This window comes from Paenibacillus auburnensis (genome assembly GCF_927798115.1).
Classification (GTDB): domain Bacteria; phylum Bacillota; class Bacilli; order Paenibacillales; family Paenibacillaceae; genus Paenibacillus_AQ; species Paenibacillus_AQ auburnensis.
Map to the genome: position 1 here is coordinate 1 of NZ_CAKMMG010000014.1, position 26,429 is coordinate 26,429.

20 protein-coding genes, 14 tRNA genes and 1 rRNA gene are annotated in these 26,429 nt (G+C 49.2%); 27 read left to right on the top strand and 8 right to left on the bottom strand.

The genetic code is table 11. The features are described from left to right. Position 1: 1 nt before the first annotated feature. From rrf to L6H70_RS26975, 16 genes are all read left to right on the top strand, one after another. Positions 2-118: ribosomal RNA gene (gene rrf / locus L6H70_RS26900) — 5S ribosomal RNA — on the top strand. 62 nt (positions 119-180) lie between these two features. Further along, a tRNA-Ile gene (locus L6H70_RS26905) sits at positions 181-257 on the top strand. Between the two features lie 3 nt (positions 258-260). Further along, positions 261-336, top strand: a tRNA-Asn gene (locus L6H70_RS26910). Between the two features lie 3 nt (positions 337-339). Further along, positions 340-429, top strand: a tRNA-Ser gene (locus tag L6H70_RS26915). Positions 430-457: 28 nt separating this feature from the next. After that, positions 458-529 (top strand) — tRNA-Glu (locus L6H70_RS26920). A gap of 6 nt (positions 530-535) precedes the next feature. Further along, a tRNA-Val gene (locus L6H70_RS26925) sits at positions 536-611 on the top strand. A gap of 85 nt (positions 612-696) precedes the next feature. Continuing rightward, positions 697-773 (top strand) — tRNA-Met (locus tag L6H70_RS26930). Between the two features lie 4 nt (positions 774-777). After that, positions 778-855, top strand: a tRNA-Asp gene (locus tag L6H70_RS26935). A gap of 94 nt (positions 856-949) precedes the next feature. Then, positions 950-1,024 (top strand) — tRNA-Gln (locus L6H70_RS26940). Positions 1,025-1,034: 10 nt separating this feature from the next. Then, positions 1,035-1,110, top strand: a tRNA-Lys gene (locus L6H70_RS26945). 16 nt (positions 1,111-1,126) lie between these two features. Then, positions 1,127-1,210 (top strand) — tRNA-Leu (locus L6H70_RS26950). Positions 1,211-1,217: 7 nt separating this feature from the next. After that, positions 1,218-1,292: transfer RNA gene (locus tag L6H70_RS26955), tRNA-Gly, on the top strand. 10 nt (positions 1,293-1,302) lie between these two features. Next, positions 1,303-1,379, top strand: a tRNA-Arg gene (locus L6H70_RS26960). Positions 1,380-1,409: 30 nt separating this feature from the next. After that, a tRNA-Pro gene (locus tag L6H70_RS26965) sits at positions 1,410-1,483 on the top strand. Positions 1,484-1,495: 12 nt separating this feature from the next. Continuing rightward, positions 1,496-1,566: transfer RNA gene (locus L6H70_RS26970), tRNA-Gly, on the top strand. A gap of 188 nt (positions 1,567-1,754) precedes the next feature. Then, positions 1,755-2,705 carry a helix-turn-helix transcriptional regulator gene (locus L6H70_RS26975; protein ID WP_236337301.1) on the top strand — a complete coding sequence of 317 codons (951 nt, stop codon included), beginning with the start codon at positions 1,755-1,757 and terminating at the stop codon, positions 2,703-2,705. A gap of 59 nt (positions 2,706-2,764) precedes the next feature. Here L6H70_RS26975 and katA read toward each other — a convergent pair whose 3' ends face one another. Then, complete coding sequence (katA, locus tag L6H70_RS26980; RefSeq protein ID WP_236337303.1) at positions 2,765-4,222, bottom strand: catalase KatA; 1,458 nt, start codon at positions 4,220-4,222, stop codon at positions 2,765-2,767. A gap of 334 nt (positions 4,223-4,556) precedes the next feature. Then, positions 4,557-6,173 carry an alpha-glucan family phosphorylase gene (gene glgP, locus L6H70_RS26985; RefSeq protein WP_236337304.1) on the bottom strand — a complete coding sequence of 539 codons (1,617 nt, stop codon included), beginning with the start codon at positions 6,171-6,173 and terminating at the stop codon, positions 4,557-4,559. Between the two features lie 358 nt (positions 6,174-6,531). Here glgP and L6H70_RS26990 point away from each other — a divergent pair, with 358 nt between their 5' ends. The 3 genes from L6H70_RS26990 to aroD all read left to right on the top strand — a co-directional run bounded on the left by L6H70_RS26990 (position 6,532) and on the right by aroD (position 9,317). After that, positions 6,532-7,443, top strand: coding sequence for a copper amine oxidase N-terminal domain-containing protein (locus L6H70_RS26990; protein WP_236337305.1), 912 nt, complete (start codon positions 6,532-6,534; stop codon positions 7,441-7,443). A 130-nt stretch (positions 7,444-7,573) separates the two neighbouring features. Next, positions 7,574-8,509 carry a ribokinase gene (gene rbsK, locus L6H70_RS26995; protein ID WP_236337306.1) on the top strand — a complete coding sequence of 312 codons (936 nt, stop codon included), beginning with the start codon at positions 7,574-7,576 and terminating at the stop codon, positions 8,507-8,509. A gap of 43 nt (positions 8,510-8,552) precedes the next feature. After that, positions 8,553-9,317, top strand: a complete 765-nt coding sequence (gene aroD / locus L6H70_RS27000) for a type I 3-dehydroquinate dehydratase (RefSeq protein WP_236337307.1) — start codon at positions 8,553-8,555, stop codon at positions 9,315-9,317. Positions 9,318-9,359: 42 nt separating this feature from the next. On the opposite strand, the gene L6H70_RS27005 is transcribed toward aroD, so the two are convergent. Beyond that, complete coding sequence (locus L6H70_RS27005) at positions 9,360-9,770, bottom strand: carboxymuconolactone decarboxylase family protein (protein ID WP_054938848.1); 411 nt, start codon at positions 9,768-9,770, stop codon at positions 9,360-9,362. Positions 9,771-9,851: 81 nt separating this feature from the next. Between L6H70_RS27005 and L6H70_RS27010 the strand changes: the two genes are divergently transcribed. Next, entirely contained in the window at positions 9,852-10,250 is a 399-nt protein-coding gene (locus L6H70_RS27010; RefSeq protein WP_236337308.1) for a MerR family transcriptional regulator, read from the top strand. A 104-nt stretch (positions 10,251-10,354) separates the two neighbouring features. On the opposite strand, the gene L6H70_RS27015 is transcribed toward L6H70_RS27010, so the two are convergent. Continuing rightward, positions 10,355-11,122 (bottom strand): MerR family transcriptional regulator, encoded by a 768-nt coding sequence (locus L6H70_RS27015; RefSeq protein ID WP_236337381.1) that lies wholly within the window; start codon positions 11,120-11,122, stop codon positions 10,355-10,357. 239 nt (positions 11,123-11,361) lie between these two features. Next, on the bottom strand, positions 11,362-12,114 hold the full coding sequence (locus L6H70_RS27020; RefSeq protein WP_236337309.1) for a 3'-5' exonuclease: 753 nt from the start codon (positions 12,112-12,114) through the stop codon (positions 11,362-11,364). A 300-nt stretch (positions 12,115-12,414) separates the two neighbouring features. On the opposite strand from L6H70_RS27020, the gene L6H70_RS27025 reads away from it, so the two are divergent. From L6H70_RS27025 to L6H70_RS27055, 7 genes are all read left to right on the top strand, one after another. After that, positions 12,415-14,541, top strand: a complete 2,127-nt coding sequence (locus tag L6H70_RS27025) for a LuxR C-terminal-related transcriptional regulator (RefSeq protein WP_236337310.1) — start codon at positions 12,415-12,417, stop codon at positions 14,539-14,541. A gap of 293 nt (positions 14,542-14,834) precedes the next feature. After that, positions 14,835-16,406 carry a methyl-accepting chemotaxis protein gene (locus L6H70_RS27030; protein WP_236337311.1) on the top strand — a complete coding sequence of 524 codons (1,572 nt, stop codon included), beginning with the start codon at positions 14,835-14,837 and terminating at the stop codon, positions 16,404-16,406. Between the two features lie 11 nt (positions 16,407-16,417). After that, entirely contained in the window at positions 16,418-16,873 is a 456-nt protein-coding gene (locus L6H70_RS27035; RefSeq protein WP_236337312.1) for a chemotaxis protein CheW, read from the top strand. Next, entirely contained in the window at positions 16,870-19,431 is a 2,562-nt protein-coding gene (locus L6H70_RS27040) for a chemotaxis protein CheW (RefSeq protein WP_236337313.1), read from the top strand. The genes L6H70_RS27035 and L6H70_RS27040 overlap by 4 nt, the downstream gene beginning before the upstream one ends. A 3-nt stretch (positions 19,432-19,434) precedes the next feature. After that, positions 19,435-19,773 carry an STAS domain-containing protein gene (locus L6H70_RS27045; protein WP_236337314.1) on the top strand — a complete coding sequence of 113 codons (339 nt, stop codon included), beginning with the start codon at positions 19,435-19,437 and terminating at the stop codon, positions 19,771-19,773. Continuing rightward, positions 19,773-20,192 carry an ATP-binding protein gene (locus tag L6H70_RS27050; RefSeq protein WP_236337315.1) on the top strand — a complete coding sequence of 140 codons (420 nt, stop codon included), beginning with the start codon at positions 19,773-19,775 and terminating at the stop codon, positions 20,190-20,192. The genes L6H70_RS27045 and L6H70_RS27050 overlap by 1 nt, the downstream gene beginning before the upstream one ends. Further along, positions 20,189-21,892 (top strand): SpoIIE family protein phosphatase, encoded by a 1,704-nt coding sequence (locus L6H70_RS27055; RefSeq protein WP_236337316.1) that lies wholly within the window; start codon positions 20,189-20,191, stop codon positions 21,890-21,892. The genes L6H70_RS27050 and L6H70_RS27055 overlap by 4 nt, the downstream gene beginning before the upstream one ends. Positions 21,893-22,109: 217 nt before the next feature. Here L6H70_RS27055 and L6H70_RS27060 read toward each other — a convergent pair whose 3' ends face one another. The 3 genes from L6H70_RS27060 to L6H70_RS27070 all read right to left on the bottom strand — a co-directional run bounded on the left by L6H70_RS27060 (position 22,110) and on the right by L6H70_RS27070 (position 26,415). After that, entirely contained in the window at positions 22,110-22,847 is a 738-nt protein-coding gene (locus L6H70_RS27060) for a spermidine synthase (protein WP_236337317.1), read from the bottom strand. Positions 22,848-22,860: 13 nt separating this feature from the next. Next, positions 22,861-24,357, bottom strand: coding sequence for a response regulator (locus L6H70_RS27065; protein WP_236337318.1), 1,497 nt, complete (start codon positions 24,355-24,357; stop codon positions 22,861-22,863). Between the two features lie 240 nt (positions 24,358-24,597). Then, the gene (locus tag L6H70_RS27070) at positions 24,598-26,415 is read right to left on the bottom strand and encodes a cache domain-containing sensor histidine kinase (RefSeq protein WP_236337319.1); all 1,818 of its coding nucleotides are present in this window, start codon (positions 26,413-26,415) and stop codon (positions 24,598-24,600) included. Positions 26,416-26,429 lie beyond the last annotated feature (14 nt).

Consider the following 26,429-nt stretch of genomic DNA (forward strand, 5'->3'; position numbering starts at 1 on the left):
GTTTGGTGGCGATAGCGGAAGGGTTCCACGCGTACCCATCCCGAACACGACCGTTAAGCCTTCCAGCGCCGATGGTACTTGGACCGAAGGGTCCTGGGAGAGTAGGACGCCGCCAAGCGGAAATTTCCACACACTCTGTGGTATTTTTTTTGCCCTTATTAGTTGAATAGGCATATGAAAGGGCCTTTAGCTCAGCTGGTTAGAGCGCACCTCTGATAAGGGTGAGGTCAGTGGTTCGAGTCCACTAAGGCCCACCATTTTCCCTGATAGCTCAGTTGGTAGAGCACTCGACTGTTAATCGAGTTGTCACAGGTTCGAGTCCTGTTCGGGGAGCCATCTGGAGAGGTGTCCGAGTTTGGCCGAAGGAGCACGATTGGAAATCGTGTAGGCGCCACAAGCGTCTCGAGGGTTCGAATCCCTCTCTCTCCGTTCGATTTTGTTTTATTCTTTATAGCATGGCTCGTTGGTCAAGGGGTTAAGACACCTCCCTTTCACGGAGGTAACATGGGTTCGAATCCCATACGAGTCATATCATGGAGGCTTAGCTCAGCTGGGAGAGCATCTGCCTTACAAGCAGAGGGTCGGGGGTTCGAACCCCTCAGCCTCCACCATAATATTCCCCAAAAAGTGAAGCGATGCTTCGCAGAGGATTCCGGTACTTTCCGGGGGCCCCAAGGGATATATACTTTTTACTGACGCGGGGTGGAGCAGCCCGGTAGCTCGTCGGGCTCATAACCCGAAGGCCGCAGGTTCAAATCCTGCCCCCGCAACCAATTTGGAACCGTGGTGTAGTTGGCCTAACATGCCTGCCTGTCACGCAGGAGATCGCGAGTTCGAATCTCGTCGGTTCCGCCATTTTAAATGGTATTAAGGTATCAGGGATTGTGCATCCTATATCTCGAAGTATAGAGTATCCACCCGATTCCGTTGGTTTTGCTAATTATAATATTGGGGATTAGCCAAGCGGTAAGGCAACGGACTTTGACTCCGTCATTCATAGGTTCGATTCCTATATCCCCAGCCATTATGTATAAGAGCCATTAGCTCAGTTGGTAGAGCACCTGACTTTTAATCAGGGTGTCGAAGGTTCGAGTCCTTCATGGCTCACCATTTTCTCACAAAGTGTGCGCGTGTGGCGGAATGGCAGACGCACCAGACTTAGGATCTGGCGTTTCACGACGTGGGGGTTCAAGTCCCTTCACGCGCACCATGTTTTTGCGGACGTGGCTCAGCGGTAGAGCATCGCCTTGCCAAGGCGAGGGTCGCGGGTTCGATTCCCGTCGTCCGCTCCATATAGATTTTGCGCCCTTAGCTCAGCTGGATAGAGCGTTTGACTACGAATCAAAAGGTCGGGAGTTCGAATCTCTCAGGGCGCGCCACTTATTTTTTGAAGTGTGATTACCGTATTACGGGATGTAGCTCAGCTTGGTAGAGCACCTGGTTTGGGACCAGGGGGTCGCATGTTCAAATCGTGTCATCCCGATTTTATATCTTTGCGGGTGTAGTTCAATGGTAGAACTTTAGCCTTCCAAGCTAATAGCGTGGGTTCGATTCCCATCACCCGCTTCATAAACAAAGAAAGAGCTGTGGATTATCCGCAGCTCTTTCTTTTGTTTTCCGGTAAAAGGATGGAAAGAAATTAGTGAGACCTGAGGAAAGACGTGTGTTTGGTGACAGCGGGAATGCCGGTATGCTGATATATTATATTTACATAATTATCCACATTGAATACAAGAAGCCAAGGAGCCTACCGCATGACAGACAAAGTAATTCGAATCTTCAAAATTATTAACGCGATCCAGTCTAATCCCGGAATCACAGCCACGGATCTAGCCTTCAGATGTGACGTAACCCTCCGGACGATTTACAGGGATCTTGATATTATCAGCCACTTTGCTCCGGTTACGAATGAAGGCAGGGGGACCGGCTACAGGTTCCTGGGTAAGTTTTTTCAATATCCGCTGGATTTTTCTGAGCAGGAGGCATTGGCATTCTCCCTTTTGCCCTCAGTGCTGAATCCGGACAAAATCCCTCCGGGTTTTCACACAGCCTATGACAAGGTTATGGGCACACATCTGAAAGAAAAGTATAAGCAGAATGGAATTCTGGAGAACATTGCAGACATTATTCAAATGGGGAAACCTGCCTACCGCAAAGAAAGCCGCAATTTTCTGCAGCCGATTATCGGAGCGATCCTGGAACAACGGAGCATTCGGACAATATATCACTCGCAGTCACGCAATGCCACAACAGAACGTGAAATTAATCCTTATTATTTAATTCCGCGCGACCAGCGCTTTTATCTTATTGGGTACTGTCATGTTAAGGGAGCTATCCGTACCTTCCGCATGAGCCGGTTTCAGCAGGTTGAGGTCACGGACTCCAGCTTTGACAAAAGCGGGTTTAATATTAGAAGTTATTTGAAGCATACCTGGTCGATTAACCGCGGGAATAAATACATAAGGTTCAAGGTGCGTTTTTCTCCTGAGGTGGCGCGCTACATTAAGGAAGAAGAGCTCTTTGTCCATCCACGGATGAGCGACGAGCAGGACGGCAGTCTTCTGTTCGAAGTGACCGTTAACAATGCCAATGAGTTCATGAAATGGATTTTGCAATATGGTCCAAATGCGGAGATTCTCGAACCACTGTCGGCCAGAGCGGAGCTTCAGCTTCAATTGGAGCAGTGGGTGGGGCTTTATCAGTAGTGTTGGTTGAAATTGAAAAATCCCCGGGCTCCTAGCCCGGGGATTTTTATTGAAGGCTTTTATTCAGCTGCAGGTACAGGCAATCCAAGGCCAGCAGCCACACGCTGTCCGAATTCAGGATCAGCTTTGTAGAAGTGGCCGATCTGGCGGATTTTGATTTCATCGTATTCTACAGGTGTCATGGCCCCTACGATATTCTGCACAAGCCGGGCACGTTCCTCTTCACTCAGCAGGCGGTACAGATCACCAGCTTGTGTATAATGATCGTTGTGATCGTATGCCACACTGTCTGCCTGGCCGGAAACTTTGAAAGGTGCAGGCTTATGCTGCGGAGATTCTGTTGCTCCGCCAAAGCTGTTAGGCTCGTAGTAGACAGACCCGCCGCCATTGCTGGTCGAATTCATCGCACCGTCACGCTGGTTATTGTTCACCTCGGCGACAGGCCGGTTAATCGGCAGCTGGTTGTGGTTGGCACCTACCCGGTAACGGTGGGCATCGGCATAAGCGAACAGGCGCCCCTGGAGCATTTTGTCTGGTGAAGCTTCAATTCCGGGCACGAACGAACCAGGGGAGAAGGTGGCCTGCTCAACTTCTGCGAAATAGTTCTCAGGATTACGGTCCAGTACCATGCGGCCGACCTCAATCAGCGGATAGTCTTTCTGCGACCAGACCTTGGTTACGTCGAACGGGTCGAACCGGTACGTATCAGCATCTTCTTCCGGCATGATCTGTACACAGAGTTTCCAAGCCGGGAAATCGCCTTTATCAATGGCATTGAATAAGTCCTCGGTATGATAATCCGGGTTCTCACCTGCAAGCTGTGCCGCCAAATTAACATCAAGGTTTCTTACACCCTGTTCTGTTTTGAAATGATATTTAACCCAAACAGCTTTCCCTTCAGCATTAACCCATTTAAAGGTATGGCTTCCGAAGCCATGCATATGACGGAGCGTTGCCGGAATGCCGCGGTCTGACATCAGAATCGTAACCTGGTGCAGCGACTCAGGCGATAATGACCAGAAGTCCCAGACGGCATTTGGATTCTTCAGGTGTGTCTGCGGATGACGTTTCTGGGTATGGATGAAATCCGGGAACTTAATCGCATCGCGGATGAAGAAGACCGGCGTATTGTTGCCGACAAGATCATAATTGCCTTCCTCAGTGTAAAATTTAACAGCAAAACCGCGCGGGTCACGGACAGTATCGGCAGAACCCAGCTCACCGGCTACGGTTGAAAAGCGGATAAACATAGGTGTGCGCTTGCCCACTTCAGACAAGAAGGCCGCTTTGGTATATTGGGACAAATCCTGTGTAACCTCAAAATATCCATGAGCACCGGCCCCTTTAGCGTGAACGACACGCTCTGGAACACGTTCTCTGTTGAAATGGGCCAGTTTCTCGAGCAGATGAACATCCTGCAGCAAAGTGGGCCCACGGGAACCTGCTGTCATTGAATTCTGATTGTCTCCTACGGGGGCGCCCCAGCTTGTTGTAAGTTTGTTATTGCTTTGACTCATGAATACAATCACCTCGGTATAGGATTTGAATTTAGAATTAGTATAAGTTCTATAATAACAAAGATTCGATGGAAATCAATCCTTTTTTATAATCATTTTAATTAACAATATGCGGAAGAAGATTATTTAATGATAGGGACTACTGGCAGCGAAAAATAGTTAGCATGGTTTGGGCATGGCGTGATAATTGGGAAGGCAGAAGGCAGAAGGCAGAAGGAGCTGTGTAATAAAAGAGCCTCCCCACCGCAAAAGCGGTGGGGAGGCTGATAATGAGATTAATCTCCAGAAATCATGGAGTGATCAGGATCGTATATTAATTTTCGTTAATAACGGCTTAACCCTTGATGTACATTTTGCTGTAATATTCATCCAACATTCGTTTGCTTGCGAATTCGGTGCGGGTAGTTTCGATACTCTTGTGCATCATTTCTACCCATTTGTCCCGGTTCTCATAAAAGGTCGGAACTACCCGGTTCAGAAGCGTATCATATAGTGCGTCACTGTCATGCTTGTCGAGCACTGCAAAATCAGTAGTTTCAAAACCGTCGCCAATCTGCCAGCCATTCTCCCCGTCAATGCAGGCTTCCGGCCACCAGCCGTCCAGGATGGAGCAGTTCAGCACCCCGTTCATCGCTGCCTTCATGCCGGAGGTTCCACTTGCTTCAAGCGGTCTGCGCGGATTGTTGAGCCAAATGTCAGATCCGCGGGTCAGCTGTGCACCGATCGTCATGTCGTAGTTTTCCAGGAAAACTACGCTCTTCGGATACTTTTTCATCATGGCGACGAGGTTGCTGACGATTTTTTTGCCGTTGTCATCCAGGGGATGGGCTTTGCCGGAGAAGACGATTTGGATTTTGCCGTCTCTCAGGTAAGGCTCGATCACTTCCGGCTGGGAGAAAATCAGGTCGCTGCGCTTGTAAGGCGCGGCACGGCGGGAGAAGCCGATCAGCAGATTGTCGGGATTCAGGGCAATGCCGGAGCGCTCCTCAATAAAGCCGATCAGTTCATTCTTGATCTCTGTATGTGTAGCCCACAGATCGCCGCCTTCCTCGAAGGCGCGGGTCATTCGTTCATCTACCCAGGTAGGGGTATGAATGGCATTGGTGATGCCGATGATTTCCGATCTGCCGGCAACCTCTTTCCACATTTTATTAGCGGTATCGGCGTGCAGCTGGGCAACGGCATTGGAGATCCGCGACAGGCGCAGGCCGGCAACGGTCATATTGAACGGTTCACCGCCGATCCGTTCCATTTGGTCACGGGTTAAGCCGTTAAAGGCACTCATGTACTCCAGACGGTCTAGCGGATGGGTCTCATTGCCTTCTTTTATCGGGGTATGGGTAGTGAACACAACTTCTTCGCGCGTCGCTTTCCATGCTTCTTCAAAGGTGCTGCCGCCGGACATTTTTTCGCGGATCAGCTCGATTGCCGCCAGTGCAGCATGACCTTCATTAAAATGATAGACATCAATCGGAATCTGCAGCGCACGCATCGCCTTCACCCCGCCAATGCCAAGGACAATCTCCTGTGCAATCCGTTCTTCACCAAACCAGCCGTACAGCTGGCCGGTAATCCATGCATCACTGTTCTCCGGGATATCCGTATCAAGCAGGTAGAGCGGGCTGTTGCCGAATTGCTCGGTTTTCCATACTTTGCAGACCACATCGGTTTTTCTGACTTTTACAGTAACCTTAACCCCTGTATCTTCAAGGAAATCATAGACATAATTGTGGTAAGAGTCATAGGGATTGCCATTCGCATCAATCTTCTGGTCCGTGTAGCCTTGCTTCCATTTCAGTCCGATAGGGATGATTGGGGCACCGATGTCCTTTGCACCTTTGATGTAATCTCCAGCAAGGATGCCCAGGCCGCCGGCATACATTTTGAAGTCGGAATGCAGGCCATACTCCATGCTGAAATAAGCGACAGACGGTAATTTGTTCTGGTTCACTTGATAAGCCTCCTAAATACGAATTAGATTGGAATCAGGTGTTGCTGTAAGCTACATCTAAGGTGCAAACGTTTGCTCAAAACGGTGAAGCTTTCCCTGGAAGCGATTGCACACCTATTCTAGCACATTTGCTGAACAAAAGCATAGCGATGTTTGAAAAACAATTCGACCTGGAAAAGCATACAAATTAAGTAAGCCGGGGTCTAATATGAAGTAGGTATCCTTGGCTAGTGCCAGGGGAGTATCGCAGGTTCCGGACTGAGTAAAACCTCCTAAATATTCATTTTTGCTCATCAGGCGAGGGACGGCAACCGAAATATATGATGAAGTACATCACAGCATAGGGGGAACAGATCACATGAAAAAATTCCTTAGTATCTTTGCAAGCTGTCTTTTGGCATTCAGCATGATGTCGGGAGCGGCACTGGCAAAATCTGAAAACGGTAACGGAAAGGGTAACAGCAACGGTAACAGCAATAAAGAAGCTGCTGTGACACCTGCTGCGACACCTGCTGCAACACCTGCAGCCGACAAAGCGAAAGAAAAGGAAAAAGAGAAGGGCAATGAAAAGGCTAAAGAAAGCGTTACTTCTGTTACATATGCTACATATGAAAACAAGGGTCACAATGGATATAAGGGGCTTCTGAATGCGATCGAAAATGTGAAGGACAAGCCGGCAGGAGCAGTTATTGCGGGGCTGTTGTTGACCAAATATAATACTGAGCTGACACCGGAAATGAAAGCTGAGCTGGAGGCCATTCAAGATAAGGATGCTGCGCTGTCGGCACTTGCGGATATGCTGAAGGAGCGGGGAAGTGTAACTGATGCAGTGTATGTGCAGAAGGAAGCTATTCTGGCCAATGTCAAGAATCTGAATTCATACAAAAAGCTTGGCGAGCTGTATGCACAAACCGGCCAAAACGGGATAAAGCTGTATGTTAACGGCGAAGAGTCTACCTCAGCAGTTGCTCCAATTCTTAAAGCCGGAACTACATTAGTACCGTTCAAGGCTATTGCGGAGGCCCTCCAGGCTGAGGTGGTCTGGAACGCGAAGGATCGTTCGGTTACCATGACCCGGGAAGGGACTACCGTGAAGCTGTTTATCGATAAGAAGACTGCATATGTTAACGGTCAGGAAATCATTCTCCAGGTGACGCCGGCCATCGTTAAGGGCAATACCGTGGTGCCTGCCCGCTTTGTCAGTGAAGCCTTGAAGGCTACTGTCAAATGGGAGCCGGTATCCCAATCTGTAGTTATCTACGAAGAGTAGTATACTTCAATATTCGCTAAGGCACGGCAGATACTGTCGTGTCTTTTTGCGTATAAGGACAGAAATAGATCACGTCATCGTTTGATTAATCCGGGGAAATCCGAGTAAGATAGAGAGTAACAAGTTTAGGATGGTGAAAAGATTGGGAATCGTGATAATTGGCAGCCTGAATATGGATATGGTCGTGCGTACAAGCCGGGCTCCTGAGGCCGGAGAGACCCTGTTTGGACAGGCCTTTGCCTTATCCCCAGGCGGAAAAGGGGCTAATCAGGCTGTAGCCGCAGCACGTCTTGGCGCAGAGGTGACGATGATCGGCAGAGTGGGCAAGGATGGATTTGGCCGTGAGCTGCTTGAGGTCATGCGGCAGGAGGGGGTCCATACGGAGTATATCGGGCAGAGTGAAACCCAGGCTACAGGTGTAGCTTCCATCGTAGTGGATGAAGAAGGGGAGAACCGGATTATCGTTGTGCCTGGGGCGAATCTTGAAATGGGACGTGAGGATATCGCAGCACTGGCACCGGTTATCAGCCAAGCGGAAATGGTGGTCATGCAGCTGGAAACGGATCTTCCGATGTGTGAACAAGCTGCGTCTATCGCGTATAGCAATGGGATTCCGGTGATTCTCAACCCGGCCCCGGCCCGCGCCCTTAACGATGAATTGTTACAGCATGTGGCCTATCTGACTCCCAATGAAACGGAGGCGGGTATCCTGGCGGGAATGGCTGTGAACAGCATCGCGGATGCCGGGCAGGCGGCGCGGGTTCTCCTGCAAAAAGGCGTAGAGAATGTTATCGTTACGCTCGGTGCCAAGGGGGCGCTGATTGTGAATGATGCCGGTAGCTTGCACATCCCGGGATTCCCGGTACAAGCCGTGGATACGGTTGCTGCCGGGGATTCTTTTAACGGTGCGCTGGCCTATCAGCTGACCTCCGGAAAGACGCTTGCGGAAGCTGTCCGTTTCGCTAATAGTGTCGGTGCGCTGGCGGTAGGCAAGCACGGGGCGATTCCATCACTGCCGCAGCTGGCGGAGGTTGAACAGTTCCTCAAGGAATCGGCCGGAGCCTAAGGTATATTATAAGCAAATTAAGATACATAAGGAGCTGAACATAATGAGCGGTACTGTAACGGTTAAAAATGTAACGCTGGGTGAAGGAATGCCTAAAATATGTGTACCGCTGGTTAGTGGAACATTGGCTGAACTGGAAAAAGAGGCTGAGGCGCTGAAAGCTCTCGAACCGGATGTAGTGGAGTGGCGGAGCGATTTTTTGGCCGGAGTGGAGGATATCGCAGCAGTTATGGAAGCGCTGGAGCGGATTCAGTCCATTCTGCCGGACATTCCGCTGATCTTCACGTTCCGTAGCGCCAAGGAAGGCGGGGAGAAGGAGATCTCCACCGAATATTATATTCAGCTCAATAAGGCCGCCGCTGAGAGCGGCTGGGTCGATATTATCGATGTGGAACTGTTCAACGAGGAGAATGTCGTACGTGATTTAATTGCGGCTGCCCATGCCTGCGGGGTGTTCGTAATCCTGTCCAATCATGATTTTGAGGGAACACCGTCCGAAGAGGAGATTGTCTCCCGGCTGTGCAGGGCACAGGAGCTTGGAGGCGATCTGCCGAAGATTGCCGTTATGCCGGACAGTCCGGGGGATGTGCTGACACTGCTGGCAGCAACGAATAAGATGCAGGAGCAATATGCGGACCGTCCAATCATTACGATGTCCATGGCCGGAGAAGGGGTAATAAGCCGCCTGACCGGGGAAATCTTCGGCTCGGCGCTGACCTTTGGTGCAGCACACAAGCCCTCGGCCCCAGGCCAGGTGGCGGTAACCGAGCTGCGCAGAGTGCTGGAGCTGCTGCACCGCAGCCTATGAGCCTTGGGTCTTGAAGGAATCGGGAGAATACAGACAGCTCCATCAGTCGGAGCTGTCTTTTTGCTGATCCTGTACCGTTATTCCACGTGACTTAAATACGTCCTTAGCCACAAAGGTTGCATTCAGTACACGGGGAAATCCGGCGTAAGGTGCGCAATGCAGGATGGCTTCCACTATTTGTTTTGGAGAGAGTCCTACATTAAGCGCGGCATTGATGTGAACGTTAAGCTGTGGTTCACAGCCGCCCAGAGTGGTGAGTGAGGAGATGGTGATAAGCTGGCGCTGCCGCAAATCCAGCCCATCTCGGGTATAAATATCGCCAAAAGCAAACTCGATGACAAATTGCCCCAAATCGGGAGAGATATCTTTCAGCGATTCAATCACTTTGGCTCCTCCGGTACCGTCCACCTCCATCAGCTTTTCCCAACCGCGGTTATATCGTTCTGTAGTCATAAGTAAACCTCCGTTTATATAGAAATTATATGCTCTACACACAGAGTACAGCTTAGAGCGCGCTCTAATGCAACTGTTCATTTGCTGTGGTATGATTTCAGCATGAACAACTTACTTACGATTCAGGAAATGTCCCGCTTGACGGGACTATCAGCGCATACGCTGCGGTATTACGAGAAAGTTGGTATGCTGGAGGGCGTGTCCAGGAATGAACAGGGCTACCGTGCCTATTCCGAGGCCGATGTGTCTTGGGTACAGTTTCTGGTCATTCTGAGGGAGCTGGATATCCCAATCCGGGAAATGAAGCGTTATTCCGATCTGCGCAGCCAGGGTCCCTCCACTGTCCATGAGAGACGATTGATGCTGGAAGCCCATCAGAGCAGGGTCCAGCAGCAGATGCAGAAGCTTAGCGATAATCTCGGGAAGATTGAGGGCAAGATTCAATACTACAAAGAAATGGAGGAAGAGGTGGAAGCTTAGATACAAAAGAGCGGCAGCGAGTATCTGCTGCCGCTGTCGCTGTCGCTTCATGGTCAAAGAACGCCCTATAATAAGGGCAGGTGAACCTTGAACTGAAATCTGGTTTACTCTTGCGAAGGCCCGGTATACACATGAACGGCATCCCTTAGGAACTTGGCCATACCGGGACGGACCTTGTCGTAGTAAGCGGTAAACCGCTCATCATCCACGTACATCTGCGCTACTCCGGCATGGGCTTCTTTCGTGTAAGTGTCCCAGTAGAAGCTGAGCCACTGGCGGTGCAGGTCAGCGGCTTTTTGCGCCAGCTCGCTGGCAGAATCACCTTCCTCCATCGCCTGCTCCAGTGACGCGAACATGTCTGCTTCGAGCTGTTGAAGGGCAGTGTATTGCTCTTCCGTCATATTGCTCAGCTTGCGGTTCGACTTCTCTACGGCTTCCTCGCCGTATTTCTCCCGGACCTCTTGTCCGTATTTCTGCTCGTTATCATCGATTAGCTTCTGCTTAAAGCCTGCGAATTTCTCTTCATTACTCATGGTTATTCTCCCTTCTGATTGGGCCAGTGTCTGCTCGACGTTCGCAATCAGCTCATCCAGCTGATTCCTCCGCTGAAGCAGCTTTTCATGGTGTTCCCGCAGAGCCTGTGCACCGTCAAAGGACGGTGAGGTTACGATTTCCTTAATTGCCTCCAGGGTTAGGCCGAGCTCACGGTAAAATAGAATCTGCTGCAGCAGATCTACTTCAGCCTGGCCGTAAATACGGTATCCCGAGGAGTTAATTCTTGCAGGTCTCAGAAGCCCGAACTCATCGTAATAACGCAACGTCCGTGTGCTGATTCCCGCAAGTTGCCCTAGCTTCTGCACGGTATATTCCATAATGACTGCCTCCTGTAACAGATTTTCAGCGTCAGATTCCTCTGCATGACTGCGCATCCCGCCGGTAAGCTGCTGCTTACAAAACCACTCTACACCTTCACGTAACGGCAATGTCAAACGCTATTTTTATTGTAACCATCTTTATTATCAGATAGGCAAAAGGCACAAAAAAGCGGCAGTCTCCGCCGGGATACCCCAACTGGAAAACTGCCGCCATTCATACCGTCTAAAGTTGAAGATTATTTCTTGCCTAGCTGTGCTGCAAAATAGGCCTGCAGCTCCGCCGCTTTGCGGGGATCGGCCAAAGCATCTTCGCCCGGGAAGTAGTGCTCGGCTACCAGCTCCCAGGTGGGAACGATTTTTTGCGAGGTCATGGCTTTGATCGCAATTTTGACCGTTTTTCGCTCTCTGGCATTGGAGAAGGTATCCACATAGTGCTGGGACCGCTCAAAGTCCAGCTCCGGGAAGACTGCACGAAAAATCTCCGCAGTCATCTTGGCATCGTCTAGCGCCCGGTGGGCAGAGCCGGAGGGCTCAAGCCCAAACAGCGCCATCGCACCTTCAACGCTGATGTCATTGCTGAGCCCGCGTGCCCGGAGCACCCCTTTTAGGAGATCAAAATAGGTAGCCTCCATCCAGTAGGCGTCGTCCATTTTGTGCATCCGGATGTCCTGGATGATCCGCTTCATGTCCTCGCCGCCCCAGGTCAGGAGCAGCACGCCGTCAGGGCTTTGATCGAGCCAGGCCCGGAATGCAGTAATGACTTTAGGGAACCGGTCAGCGACATCGATATCCTCTTGGGGAATGCCGGTTTTTTTCTTAATAAACGAATTCAGGGTAGAGAAATATATAGGTTTGATTAAGGCGGAGAACTCATCCTTAAACTGCAATGAAGCGTCTAACCGGACGGCTCCAATCTCAATGACCTCCATAGGATGCTCGCTGGCAAATTTGCGGCCGTTGAATTCGATGTCCAGAATAATATAATCCACAGGTAATGCCTCCGTTTCAGTGACTGGCGCTTTCAAGCCGAAGCATGCGCCGACTCTTCTATTTTAGCAAAAAAAGCGGACAAAAGGGAAACTGGCCTGGAATTGCCGATGGCCAAGCGTAAGGGCTGCAGAATTAGGACATCGGTTGGTTCTCTATGGACAGATCTGGTTATTGCATGATTATGTATACGCATTAGGAATTAATGGATTTTAATCTATATTTGTCATAAAACAGCGCAGAAAAGGAGGGATTTTGTCTTATTATGGCGAATTTATAAGCTTGGGAGAGTGGTTGAGGGAATGAAGAAAAAAGCGGCTGTACATTTGCAGTCTTTACAGAATGCATACTCTTCTTTATGTGGATTGACTATGGTAGTAACGAATCAAGAGGATGAACGCTTAACGGAGCCTTCAGGATTGTCTGAAGGACTTGGTCTTTTGTTAAAGTTTCAAGGCAAAAGCTTAGAGAAGGCGATTCCCAATATTTTAACGAAAGTTAAGGATATACAAAAACCGATTGTTTATGAGACCTCTTCAGGCTTCAAACTCTTGATTGCGCCTATAATAACCAAACAATATATGCCGTATTTTATTCTTGCGGGTGTCTTGGTAGAGGAAAACACTAAAGAACTGGTGGAGGGGATCGTCTATCAATCCAAACCGCTGGAGGAACACGAGGCATGGAAGCGCTCTCTTCATGGTGCGCGAGTCTATACTATGGAACGCATAAGACTCATCCTTAATCAGCTGGAGGAACTGGCAGAGATTATGGGGATTCTTCTGGACCAGGAAAAGGAAGAGAATAATTATGCGTATAAACTGCAATTAATGAATCTGATTCATCTCATGGATGCTGATAGTCCTACCTGGCTTCAGGGTGTTTTAGCTATTTTTAACCGTGTGATGGGGCTGGAATTTACGGGATATGCCACTAATGATCTGGACGGGGAACCATTTCGTGTGACGGAAACGGTGGGTTTGAACGCAGACCATGCTTTACTGGGGGCCTCTTTTTATCCGGGGGAAGGCTACCTGGGTCAGGTGGGGCTTTCCAAGCAAATGGGGTATTGGGAAAAGGCAGACCGGGATCCCAGAGCCTCTTTCTTCACAGGCAGGGGGATACAACCCAAAGTGGTGATCTGCTACCCCATCAAGCATCAGAATCAATTTTTCGGAGTGCTTTTTGGCGGGAGTACTTCCATACCGGAGATCTCGGAAGAACTTGCGGATATGGGAATGCTGGTAGCTACTCAGATCTCCTCGGCGCTGTACGCCCTGAATAAGGAAACCTCTAGTGAACGGCGGCGGATACGGATTCAGACTTTTCATGAGCTGGCTCAGGCTGCTGTAGTCATTAAGGAAAAAGAGATCTTTCTGCAAATGTTGATCAAGTCCATACAGCAGCACATTGACAGTGCTTTTCTGTGCCTGCTGCTCGATCCGCAGGATGGTGGAGGCATGAAAATATATACGCCTTTTAATGATCATACAGAAGACTATTCAGCATACGCCGCCGATGTGGAGGCCGCTTATTTCAGAGAAGATAAGCCCGGAGTGATCATGTTCCGCAGGCCCATACAGCGGCAGTGGGAGGGAAGGGGCCTCGTTGAATTCCCTATAGCTTACGAGCAGAGACTTTTGGGTGTGATGGCTGTACATTTTAATAATGGTCTGCAGCAGGAGGAGTGTACACCTTTTCTAAACGCAATCAATGTCCTGGTGGTAACTAAACTGCAATTGGAGACAACAAACGTCTCCTTCAGTAACGCGGATATTATCAGCCTGCTTCATGACAACCTGCTAATCTGGAATCCTGAAGCCCACCATAGAGGGGTCAGAGCCAGGGAACTAACCATTGGATTCCTCCAGGAACTGAATCGTCCAAACGATGAAATCGAACTTATAGGCAAAGCAAGTCTGCTCACGGAATATAATCCGGAGCTATTATCCAAATATTTCGGTGACAGCCCCGTTGTGCTTGTATTACGTCAATTTCAGGCCTGCAAGGCAGGGCGGAGCGAAGAGGGGACACCGGGACTAGAGCCTTATGCGTTTTTGGGGAAGGTCCTGCTTATCATGAGCTTGTACTTGGAGAAAGGGGAAAAGGATTGGAAGGCAACTCTCCCGGTTTCCCTGCAAGAGTCTTTATTGCTGCCCGCTGATCATTTTCTCCACTCGTTGTCAATGGAAACAATGGAGCCCCAGCCGGAAGCCAAGGGGCGTCTAACGGCCAGGGAGGAAGAGATTTTGACGCATATTATGCAAGGATTAAACAATAAGGATATTGCCGAAAAGCTGTTTATCAGTGTGCATACGGTTAAAAACCATATTACAAAAATCTATGAGAAGCTGGGAGTCAGCGGCCGCGTTCAAGCCATCTCTCAAATGTACCAAAGCCCATTACCAGAACCAAACAAAAAGCGATAATCCTGCTCCTGCAGAATTATCGCTTTTTGTTTGAATATAGGAATCAGTTCCTATAGTAGCTATAGGAGTTCCTTGGTAATAAACGGGAATCAGCGGGGATAGGCACAAGGGCCTAAAGATACGATAATTTAAGAGAAATATTTCACAAACTCATACTTCAAGCAATGGACACCAAAGGAGAACTCCATTATGTAGATTTTAAATCCGCCATCAGAAGAGTATCTGTGTATGAGGTTACTATTTGGAAACGCAAACAAAGGAAACAAAGACAGAACTTTAGGGGAGTGTAAGGTATGAAATTAAATATCCGTTTTAAATTATTGGGCAGTTTTCTGGTTGTTGTTGCTTTGCTTCTGTTTATTAGTGGATTATCAATTATGAAAATGGGACAGATGAACAGTGATTCTGAGGAAATGCGTGATTACAATTTCCCGGGATTAGTCAATATGGAGAATATCCGCACTGATCTGTATAAGCTGCGGGGCGATTTAATGAAGATTATTCTGGAAACACGCACTTCGGAATTCAGTAAAATTCAGTCTGCTATCAAACAAGACCAGGATAAACTCACTGCGAATATCAATGCATACACCAAACTCGAGCTGAATGATGAGCAAAGATCATCGCTGGAGACAATTAAGCAAAGCATAGAGAGCTATAACGCTGTTGTACCGGATGTAATTGTAGCCGGAATGGCCAATGATAATATCAAAGGTTATCAAATGTTACTGGATTCGCTTCCTAATCTGCAAAAGGCGCTGGACACGGCAGATCTTGCGGTTGAAGGCCTGGTTAAAGATGCAAATGCTAATATCGATACAACTGTAGACAGCTATCTGTCCGGCAGAATGACGATCGTCATCTTTGCGTTCATTGCTACAGTAATTGCGATTGCACTGGCCTTCATTATCTCACAGGGAATTGTCGGTCCTGTATCCAAGATCCTCACCTTAGTGACTAAGATGGCCGGTGGTGATCTGAGAGAGCAGGTATCCATCAAAAACCGGGATGAATTCGGCAGATTGGCCACGGCTGTAAATGATATGACAGAGAGCTTAAGAAAATTAATTGGTTCGGCTGCCGAATCCGCTCAGAATGTTGCCGCTTCCTCCGAGGAAATCTCGGCGACTACGGAACAGATTGCTGACGGAAGCCAGTCCCAAGCCCAGGCGGCACAAAATATGAATCAGCTGATCCAGGATCTGGTCAGAGGAATTGATGAGGTTGCTAAAAATGCCGAGGTGGTCTCGGAGCTGTCCATTCAAACACGCCAGGGTGCAGAAGAAGGCAGCAACGCCGTAAGGGAATCCAGTCAGGGCATGAATGACTTATCTCAAAAAATGGAGCTGCTTGAGCAGGACTCTCAAAAAATCGGAGAAATTATTGAGGTCATTAATGAAATTGCGGAACAAACGAATCTACTTGCCTTAAATGCGGCGATTGAAGCGGCGCGTGCAGGAGAGCAGGGCAGAGGCTTTGCCGTTGTTGCTGATGAAGTACGCAAGCTGGCAGAACGCAGCAGCGAAGCTACGAAGCAAATTGCCCATATTATCCGGGGAATGCAGAAGAATACAGTACTGAGTGTACAAGCTGTTGGTGAGGTAAGCGCACTGTCAGACCGGACGGAAGGGCTGATTAATGGAATCGTCTCCCGCGTAAATGAAACCACACAGCAGATCACCAGTATCGCTGCAGCCTGTGAGGAACAGGCGGCTCAAACGAGTGAAGTACTCTTCTCTATTGAAGCCATAGCCGCAGGAAGCGAGGAATCCGCAGCTGCAGCCCAGGAAACGGCGGCCTCCTCACAAATGCTGGCCAAGCTGGCCGATGAGTTGAACATCTCTGTCTCAGCTTTTAAGTTATAGGAGGGAGTCATATGCCCGCAGGAGGCTCTGAACAATATATCGTGTCCCGCTTGGGGAGTGAACGGCATGCTATAAACATCCGGGATATCGAAGAAATTATTAAAATGCAGCATATTACGGCAGTGCCAAACAGTAAACCGTTTATCCGGGGCGTCATTAATTTGCGCGGCAGAATTGTGCCTGTGATCAGCATGTGCAGGAGATTTGGCATTTCGGATACGCCGGCAGATGCCCAATCACGCATCGTAGTGGTGCGATACCGGCAGGAAGCTATGGGGGTTATCGTAGATGCGGTGGAGAAGGTGACTTCTTTTGAGGAGATTGAGCCTCCACTCGAGGATCATGACACCGTAGGAGGCAAATATATAGAGGGGATCGGACAAGTTACTGACGGGATGATCAGTATTCTGAACATCCAGCGGCTGTTCGGTGATGGGGAAAGTTATGAGGGGTGCGATAAAGGATGAATGACTTTTATAATTCCGAATATCTGGGTGTTTTTCTGGACGAAATGGATGAACAGCTGCAGTGCTTGGACGAATCCCTGCTAATACTGGAAAATTCGGGTAGCCACCTGGAAACGATACAGAAAATATTCCGGGCGGCACATACCTTAAAGGGATCTTCGGCGGTAATGGGCTTTAAGCAGCTCAATAGGCTGACGCATCAAATGGAAAGCGTATTTGAGCTGATCCGCGGCGGGCAGCTGTCAGTGGCTAACGAATTATTGAACATTCTGTTTGAATGCATCGATTTCATTAAGCAGCTCCGGTGCTCTATCTTGGCCGGAGTGATGGAGGAGGAGGATATTTCTGCTCTGATGAGCCGGCTGGAAGCCATCAAGAATTCGGCTGTTTCCTCCCCGGTTGAACAGGAAGTTAAACCACAGGCACCAGCTCTGCACATCCTTTTCAACAGTATCCAGAAGGAAAAGATAGAAACGGCCTTGGCTGACGGATATGAAGTCATGGCCATCCATATCCATATGGCTGAAGAAGAGTCGATGAAATATGTCCGCGCCAAGCTTGTTGAAATTAATCTGACTGAGCATGGAGAGATTGCTGCCTGCTACCCGGAACTGGAACTCATAGAACAGGATGATTTATTTTCGGGCACGGTTGTGTACATTCTGATAACCAGACAAGGACAGCAGGACATTATTCAGAGTCTGAAACAGATCTCCCAGCTTGACTCTATCCACATTGAGTATATTACAAATTTGAATCTGGATACCTTTTTAGAAGGGAAAGAGGTTCCCGGAATCGAAAAAAACAAAGGCAGTATTAGAGAACTTAGAGAACCAGCTAAAGCAAAAGAAATAACGGTATTGCCGGAGAGCAAAGTGCAGGTGCCCCAGACGGTCCGCGTTGATGTGGAGCGGCTGGAGGAATTGCTGAATTTGGTCGGAGAACTGATTATTGATAATACCAGACTCCACAGCATCCGTGCCAGATTAAGCGAGCAGTTCAAAAATCATAGCGATATTAATGACCTAAATGATATCGCGGGCCATTTGAATACTGTTGTATCGGATCTCCAGGAAGGTATGATGAAAACCCGGATGCTGCCGATTGAGCATTTATTTGGCCGCTTTCCGCGGATGATGCGTGACCTGGCGCAAAAATCAAATAAAGAAATTGAGCTCCGGATTGAGGGCAAGGAAACGGAGCTTGACCGCACCTTAATCGAGGAAATCAGTGATCCGCTGATTCATATTCTCCGTAATTCTGCCGATCACGGGTTAGAACTGCCTGAGGAACGTGCGGCTATGGGCAAGCCGCGCAAAGGAACCATTGTGCTCCGGGCCAGCCATCAGGGAAATATGATTGTGATAACGATTGCTGATGACGGCCGGGGAATCGATGTGGAGAAGGTTAAGGAAATGGCTCTTCGCAAGGGGTATGTGACCGCTGATGAGCTTGCCCAAATGACCGAAAAGGAACTGGTGCTGCTAATTTTCCGTTCGGGTATATCCACGGCACAGAAGGTTACGGATTTGTCCGGCCGCGGCGTGGGGATGGATATCGTAAAATCACACATTGAGAAATTAAATGGTGTTATCGATATCGAAACGACACCTAATGAAGGAACCGTCTTTACAATCAAGGTACCCTTGACACTGGCGATCATCCGCTCCTTGCTCGTTAAACTGGGAACAAGCACCTTTGCAGTTCCCTTAGTGAATGTAATTGAAATATTCAGGCTGAGAAATGAAGATATTCTTACGGTACAAGGGAGAGAAGTATGCAAATTCCGCAATCAGGTGCTTCCGCTGGTCCGTCTGCACCGTAAGCTGCAGGTGCAGACTGAGGGAGATCCGGATAAGGAACCATTGTATGTCGTCATCATCGGTTTGGCGGATAAACGGGTCTGTCTGGTCGTTGACCAAACGATCGGCAATCAGGAGATTGTAATTAAGTCGTTAGGAAGCTACATCGGCAATGTTCCCTATCTTGCCGGAGCAACGATTCTCGGTGATGGCCACGTTGCACACATACTGGATGTGCGCTACATCATCCGTGAAGCCGGCTCGCATTATGAAGCCCGGCTGCCTGCCGCAAGTGAAGGCGAAACCGCAGATTCACAAAGCGAAAAGTATATAACCTTTAGCCTGTCAGGCATGGATTTTGCCGTCCCGATCCGGAAAATGAAAGAAATTGTACCTGTTCCGGAGATTCATTTGCTGGCTTCAGCTTCCGTCTATGTCCTCGGTATGATTAATTTGAGAGGATTATTATTTCCGGTATATGATCTGCAGTCCAGATTAGGGATGGGGGATCATGGGCTCTCTTCCAGCTCCAGGATTCTAATCTGTGAAGTGTCTGGCCATGAGATTGGAGTGCTGGTGGATAAAGTTTCAAAGGTATGCCTTCTCTCCCGGGCCCATTTGGAACCGGCTCCTGAGCAATTGCTGCAGAATTCAGAACTGCTTGAAGCTATTTATAAGGACAACCAACAGTTTATCCATCTATTGAATTTAGAGAAAACACTGAATCTTGAACCTAAACGGAAAGAGGTGGGATGAGTCATGGATAATTCCTTGAAGGATAAGGTGGAGCAGCTGAACTGGAAGGCGGATGTAACGCTAAAGAATGTGGAGGAGTTCCGCAGAGCTCTTCTGAAACTGACAGATTCCGAGAAAACCAAACTGGTCTTGGAGCTCACGGAAGTATCCTATTTAAACAGCGCTGCGCTTGGTGTAATAGCAGACGCTGTGCTCCGTGCAGGAAGAGCCGATAAGGAGCTTGTTATTGGCGGAGTGCAAGCCACGGTGGGCGAGATATTTGAGATTGTTCATTTCCGCACTCTGATGAAGATCTTTCCGGATATCAGTGAGGCGTATGCTTATTTTAAAGGTGAAGAATGATGAATGGACTTTCTGAGGGGACATACAGGGAGATCCTGATTATTAATAAACCCGATGACATTGCACTTGCTATGGAGACCACCCGGACCATTGCCGCTCAAACAGGCTTTTCCGAGCACGATTCGATTTTGCTGCAGCTGGTAACTGAAGAAGCCTGCATGAATGCATTTGAGCATGGCTGCCCGGCGGGAAATTGTAGGTTCAAAATAACCTGGCAGGTCGAATCGGATACGATGGAGATAACCGTCTGTCAAAATGGAGAAGCCTTTGAGCTGCACAACGATCCGGCCTCTCCCGTTAAAGTAGGCTCCCGTGGAAGGGGGCTAGTCCTTATTCAAGGAATTATGGATGAAGTAAGACTGATCCCTTCCGGAGCCTATGTAACCCTCTCCATGCGAAGAAGAAGGAGAGTGACATGAACAATACTTCCCTTAATTCCTGGGGGAAATGGCTTCCGAAATACAGATTTCCGCTTATCCTCCTGATCCTCTTGGCACTGGATTTGTATAATCTAGTGTTTGTTGATAAAAGGTTTGCCTATGAGTTTGTTATCGATATTCTCACTCAAGGGGTTGTATTATTGCCGCTGTACATCATGCACAGACAGCAGATTGATAACGCCAGGAAGCTGCAGGAGAGTGAGCAGCGGTATAAATCCTTATTCCTTTATAACAATGCAGGCATCTATGTTGTCGATCTTGATGGTTCCCTAAACACTGCGAGCCCGAATCTTCTGGACCTTCTTGGATATACAGAAGAGGAGATTCAAAACACATTGTTTACAAGCCTGTTCCTTCCTGAAGATGTGCCGTTGGTCCAGCAGACCTTTGTGGATATCACCAAAGGCAGCCTGCTCTCCACCTCAAGGAAATTACAAATGCGGCGTAAAGACGGTGGATACCTCACCTTTGATTTATCCAGTGTACCCCTAAAGGCTAACGGAGAAATTAAGGGTGTTATCGGTTTTGCCAAGGATATTACCGAATTTGAAAGAATGCAGGGTAAACTGGCTGAAGTCCAGACTCAGCTGAATAATATTTTTGGAAGTATTGATATTATTTTGTGGTCCTATGATGTGAATGAGAGTAAATTATTAACGATTTCACCAGCCTGCGAGAAGGTATTCGGCTATTCACCCGAGGAATATTACCAATATCCTGATTTGTGGTCTGCACAAATTTTGGATGAAGATAAAGCCAGGGTGAAAAGCAGAATGAGCGCCGCCTCGCAGAACATTCCGACGGATACCACTCTGGAATACCGACTTGTCCACGCAAGCGGAGAAATGCGCTGGGTAGAGAGCCGGGTGTTTTCATCTATTGATGAGGCGACCGGGAAGATAACAGTAAATGGGGTAGTGCTTGACATTACCCATACAAAGCTGATTGAGAAAAATAATCAGATCGATCTGGACCTGGCGAGAGAGGTGCAGAAGAGTGTTCTCAGCCGCCCCATCTACACCCCGGAGTTTTCTATAGATGCCCGCTATATTCCCTCCAAGAACCTCGGAGGAGATATGTATGCCTGGTATCGTATGGATGAGCATCGGTATGGCATTTTAATCATGGATGTAATGGGGCACGGAGTGTCCTCAGCCCTTATTTGCATGTCTACCCGTTCTCTGCTGAGAGGGATTATTCAGGCCAATCTTAGTCCTGAAGAAGTAATCAATGAACTGAATAATCACATGAATAAGCTCTTTAAAGAGGCTGTGACAGCTGCGAACTTCTATTTCACAGCCATTTATTTAATAGTGGATCCAAAGAAAAGAACGGTCGAATATATAAATGCGGGACATCCCAGCGGCTTACTGATGGATGAACACGGGGAAATTTCGGAACTGAAATCCTCTTGTCTTCCGATCGGTTTAATTCCGGAGCTGAAGGCGGAGAAACAAACGATTCCAATCAAAGGCCCGGTCAGACTGCTGTTATATACTGACGGCTTAATCGAAAGTCCGGGACGATTATTGAAAGACCAGATGAATCTGGTGCTGGAAGCCATGAGAGGAACTAGAGAAGAGCCGATTTCCATCGTTATGGATACTCTGCTTGCCTCGGGAAAAGGGGATAAGCAGATAGAACAGGACGATATTTGTCTGATCTGCATGGATATCTAGTGACGCAGATGCAAGAGCTTATAATACCTGCATAGAGGGCTGCCCTGTCACAGGCGGCTCTCTTTTATGTGTGCCTAAGTATGGAGCTATCTCTGGGGTGAAAGTCCCAAGCGTGGGTGGTTAGCAGGAGTAGCAGCAGGCAGAGGAGAAGAAGTGGAAATTCAAGGAACGCCTGCCGGGAGTCCAAGCCATAAATAGCGGTTGATCTGCTCGCGGTTCAGTCTCTGATCACATGGCCCTGACCGAGGGTGACCTCAATAAACCCGGCCATATGCCGGGCTTGATAGCGGATCGGTTTGCCGCTGCCCATAATAACAATGTTGCGGATATCTGCAGAGCCTTCCGCAGGAAGCGCGAAGGCTTTGATATAGGGATATTCTTCACTAAGCGTAGTGTGGATGGCCTTGATCAACCGGTCATTTTCACTTCGGCCCATCAGGTTCATCAGGATAGCACCTCGTGAATGAAGCTTGGTCCGGGTGAGGCGGAAAAATTCACTGGAGGTTAAATGTGGCGGCGTTCCGGCGGCCGTGAAGGCATCCAGCAGGATGTAGTCATAACGTCCGTTCTGCTCGCGCCCCAGGAGGCTCCGGCCATCGCCAATCATAACGTTGTCCTGATGATAACCGAAGTGGGTTCGGCTATAGTCTACGACCTCAGCGTTCACCTCAGCTACCTTGAAGCTTTTCTCCGCAAAATAACCGGCAATCGTTCCGACTCCGTGTCCAATCAGGAACACATTCTGGAAATAGGGCTCATTGCACTCCATTAAATGAATCATTGCCCGCGGATACTCAAAGACGACGCGCCGCGGATGCTCCAGATCTAGCACACCCTGAATGGCCTCGCCGGAAAACTGGAGAACGCGGAAGCGTCCTTTTTCACCATATAGCTCTGTAGTTTCATACACCTGGATCTCATCGTTATTGCTTGATGCCGGGAACTGTGGCTGCAAAATATCGGTCTCCTTATACGTGGGAAATTCGTTTGTATTCGTTCGGCGTGACGCCGACTACCTTCTTGAAAAGCTTGTTGAAATAAGCGGGATCGGGATAGCCGACTTCGGTGCCGATTTCATGTACCTTCAGGTCGTGGGCACTCTTAAGCAGCTGTTTCGCTTTGCGGATGCGGATTTCAATAATATAGTCGGTCAGGGTGAGCCCGGTCTCCTGCTTGAACAATTTGCTGAGATAGCTTGGCGTCAAAAATACCATACCCGCTAGCGTATTCAGGTCAGCATGCTGATTATAATTGGCCGACACCCAGCGCTTCACCGTTTCAACTGCCGTACCGGACATCTCCAGCCGGTGGGTGCGGATTTCATTCAGTGCAGCGGAGAAAAGAGTTGTGAACAGCTCTTCCATTTCGCCAAGGCTCATGCAGGTTTTGATCTGCTCCTCCAGCCTTGGGCGGGTCTCTTTCCAGTAGACGGCTTCGAATTCCTGCAATTCTTTGCGGGCGGTCTCCTCCACGTGATGGAGGGAGCGGAGAATCAGATCCGGAGTGGCCTGCCCCGCTTCCAGCACGCGGAACATCTTGCGGATCCATTCTTGCACCCCGGCGGTACTTAGAATCTGCAGATCATGGATCAGCGGCTCCCGGAATGGAGCGAAAGGATCAACTGCAGACTTCTCCGCAACATTAAGTTCCTCTATAGTAGCATAATGCAGCGGCTGCGGATTATAAATTCCCGCATCACAGGCCTGCTTGGCTTCGAGATAAGCGGTTCTCAATCTGGCCGGATCGGAATAGGAACGGCTTCCCCCGATATGCAGGCGCTGATTCCTTCCAGCCGGACTGACATACTCCATGATATCGCGCTGCTCTTCAGGGGAGAGCGGCTGTGGAGAATAACGGACCCATACCTGGATGCCTTTATGCATCTCCAGAAGGTCAAACAGGGCTCCCTTCTCTTGCCGAAGACGCTCAGCATAGGTAAGGGCCGTTTCCCGGCTGCCCCCTTTCAGGACATAGATCGTGAAATACGGCTGTGGCAAACCCAGACCGTTTAAAAGAACAGAGGAAGGCTCCTCGATCTGCAGCAGGGAGAGCAGCAGCCCGGAGCGCTGGCGTTCTTCTTTGTCCTGCTGCTGCTTCCGTGCCTGATCCAGGGCATATAGTACTTCGAAAAGCTGTTCTTTGTTGATCGGCTTAAGCAGGTAATCCACGGCTGAGCTGCGGATGGCTTCCCGGGCATAATTAAATTCAACGAATCCGCTCATCAGCAGCGTGCGAATCTGCGGGTGGCTGGCTTTCAGCCGCTTGATTAGCTCCAAGCCGTCGATCTGCGGCATACGGATATCGGTAATGACAACGTCCAGCTGAAGGGAAGGCAGCTCATCCAGCAGATGCTTGCCGTCCGGATAAGTACCGACGACACAAAAGGTGCTACTCTCTTTGCTGATCATCCGGGCCAGGCCTTCGCGAATCAGAACCTCATCATCTACAATCACAATACGCAGCAATCCGGATATCCCCTTTCCTGACTATATAAGCTGAACTTTAGATTTGCCAAGCTGGCGTAGAACGCGGGCTGCGGGGAATGTTTGGACTTCCGGCCGCTGTTAGGTTTGGATTTCCTGATTTTAACCGCTGTTTGCGGTAGAAATCCAAACCTAAAGGCGGACGCATTCGCTCCTCCAATTCCAAACTTCCCCTCCGCCGCTTCCGCCATCTTACAGTACTTTAGTTCAGCATATATTGTATTATTCATCACCGCGAGCATTCGAGAGGTCGTCAATTCTTAGAATAACGCGGGTGCCCCGGCCAGGCTCGCTGAATACACGCAGCCCGAAGGTGCTGCCGTAATGAAGGCGGATCCGCTCATTTACATTGCGCAGGCCGATGCCGAACATTTCGCCATCGGCCCCGTTCATCAGATTGTTGTTCAGAAGCCGCAGGGTACCCTCGTCCATGCCGACACCATCATCCTCGACACAAAATACGATTTTGCCATCCTCAGTCCAAGCGGTAATATGGATTGCACCCGGACCCTCTTTAGGCTCCAGTCCGTGAAACACGGCGTTCTCGACAATCGGCTGGAAGACCAGCTTAATTACCGGAAGCGGAAGAAACTCCTCCGGTACTTCAATATTCAGGCTGAATTTATCCGGGAAACGGATTTGCAGCAGATGCAGATAATTGCGCACATGATCCAGCTCATGCCGGATCGTCACCATTTCATCGCTGCGGACAATTCCGTAACGCATTTGCAGGCCGAGCAGATAAGTCAGCCTGGCCACACGTGGATCGTCACTGCTCTCTGCCAGCATGCGGATCGATTCCAGCGTGTTGTAAATAAAATGCGGGTTGATCTGATTCTGCAAAGCACGCATATCAGCCTTTTGCTTGCGTTTCTCCGTAAGCGATACTTCCTGGAGCAGATCCTTGACCCGGATGATCATCCGGTTGAAGTGGCTGCCGAGCATTCCGATTTCATCGTTATATTTAGGCGAAAGCCAGACATCCAGATTGCCATGCTGCACCTGCTTCATCAGGCGGACCATCGATTTCAGCGGTTTGGTCAGCGCATAGGAAATGAACGTCGCCACAACCAAAGCAAAGGCTACAATCGCCAAAGTAGTCAATATTAGCGTATTTCGGGTCTTCTGCACCGGGGTAAGGATCCGTTCCAGCGGAATAGTAACGATGGTTGTCCACCCGGTAATCGGTGATACGGTATACACTGCCAGATAATCCCGGCCCTCCAGGTGAATCTGGAAATGGCCCTCCGGCTGATCCGTATTCTGCAGCAGCAGGGGGATATCATGCTGCTGCAGAACACGGCTCTGCGCTTCTGTATTTAAACTGCCATAGATAAGCTGTCCTTGATTGTCCACAATCAGAGTATTGCCCTGGGTGACGGTATTGACCGGGTCGGCGATGCCTTTGAACAGGCTGATGTCGATATCGAAGACCAGCATACCGATCGGCTTCAGCGTGCTGACCGAGGTGATCGTCCGCAGGACACTGAAAACTTCACGGTGATCGCTGGCGTTCACCCGGATCGTATGCCGTCCCTGGACAACAGGCGCTACCCCGGCACCCTTGGTAAGAGTCTTCCACTCATTCATCCGCTCTGCGGGGAACAGTTCATTAATGCTGGGAGCTCTGTCGTAGAAGACAGAACCGTATTTGTCCACTAAGTATACGGCAATGATCTCGTCTTTCGTATGGTTCAAATAGCTTAGGAACATCGACATGCTGGTGTTCTTATCCCAGTCGGCATACTGCTGCTCCAGATAAAACTGAACATCCGTATTATACAGCGGCAGCGCTGTATTTCTTTTTAAATCAGCGACATACCTGTCTATGGTATCCGAAGCGCTGCCCGCCATCTGGCCGGCACTCTTTGTGGAGCTCTGCAGCACCGAATTAAAGGTGGAGCGGGAGGAAAGGTAGCTGACATAAGTAATCGGCAGAGAAAGAAGAAAGACGAAAACGACAATCAGCTTGCGCTCCATCGGCAGGTTGGCCAGAAACAGCCATAGTCTGCGCGGAATTCTCAGGATGTATGATACCACTGTAGTATTCCTTT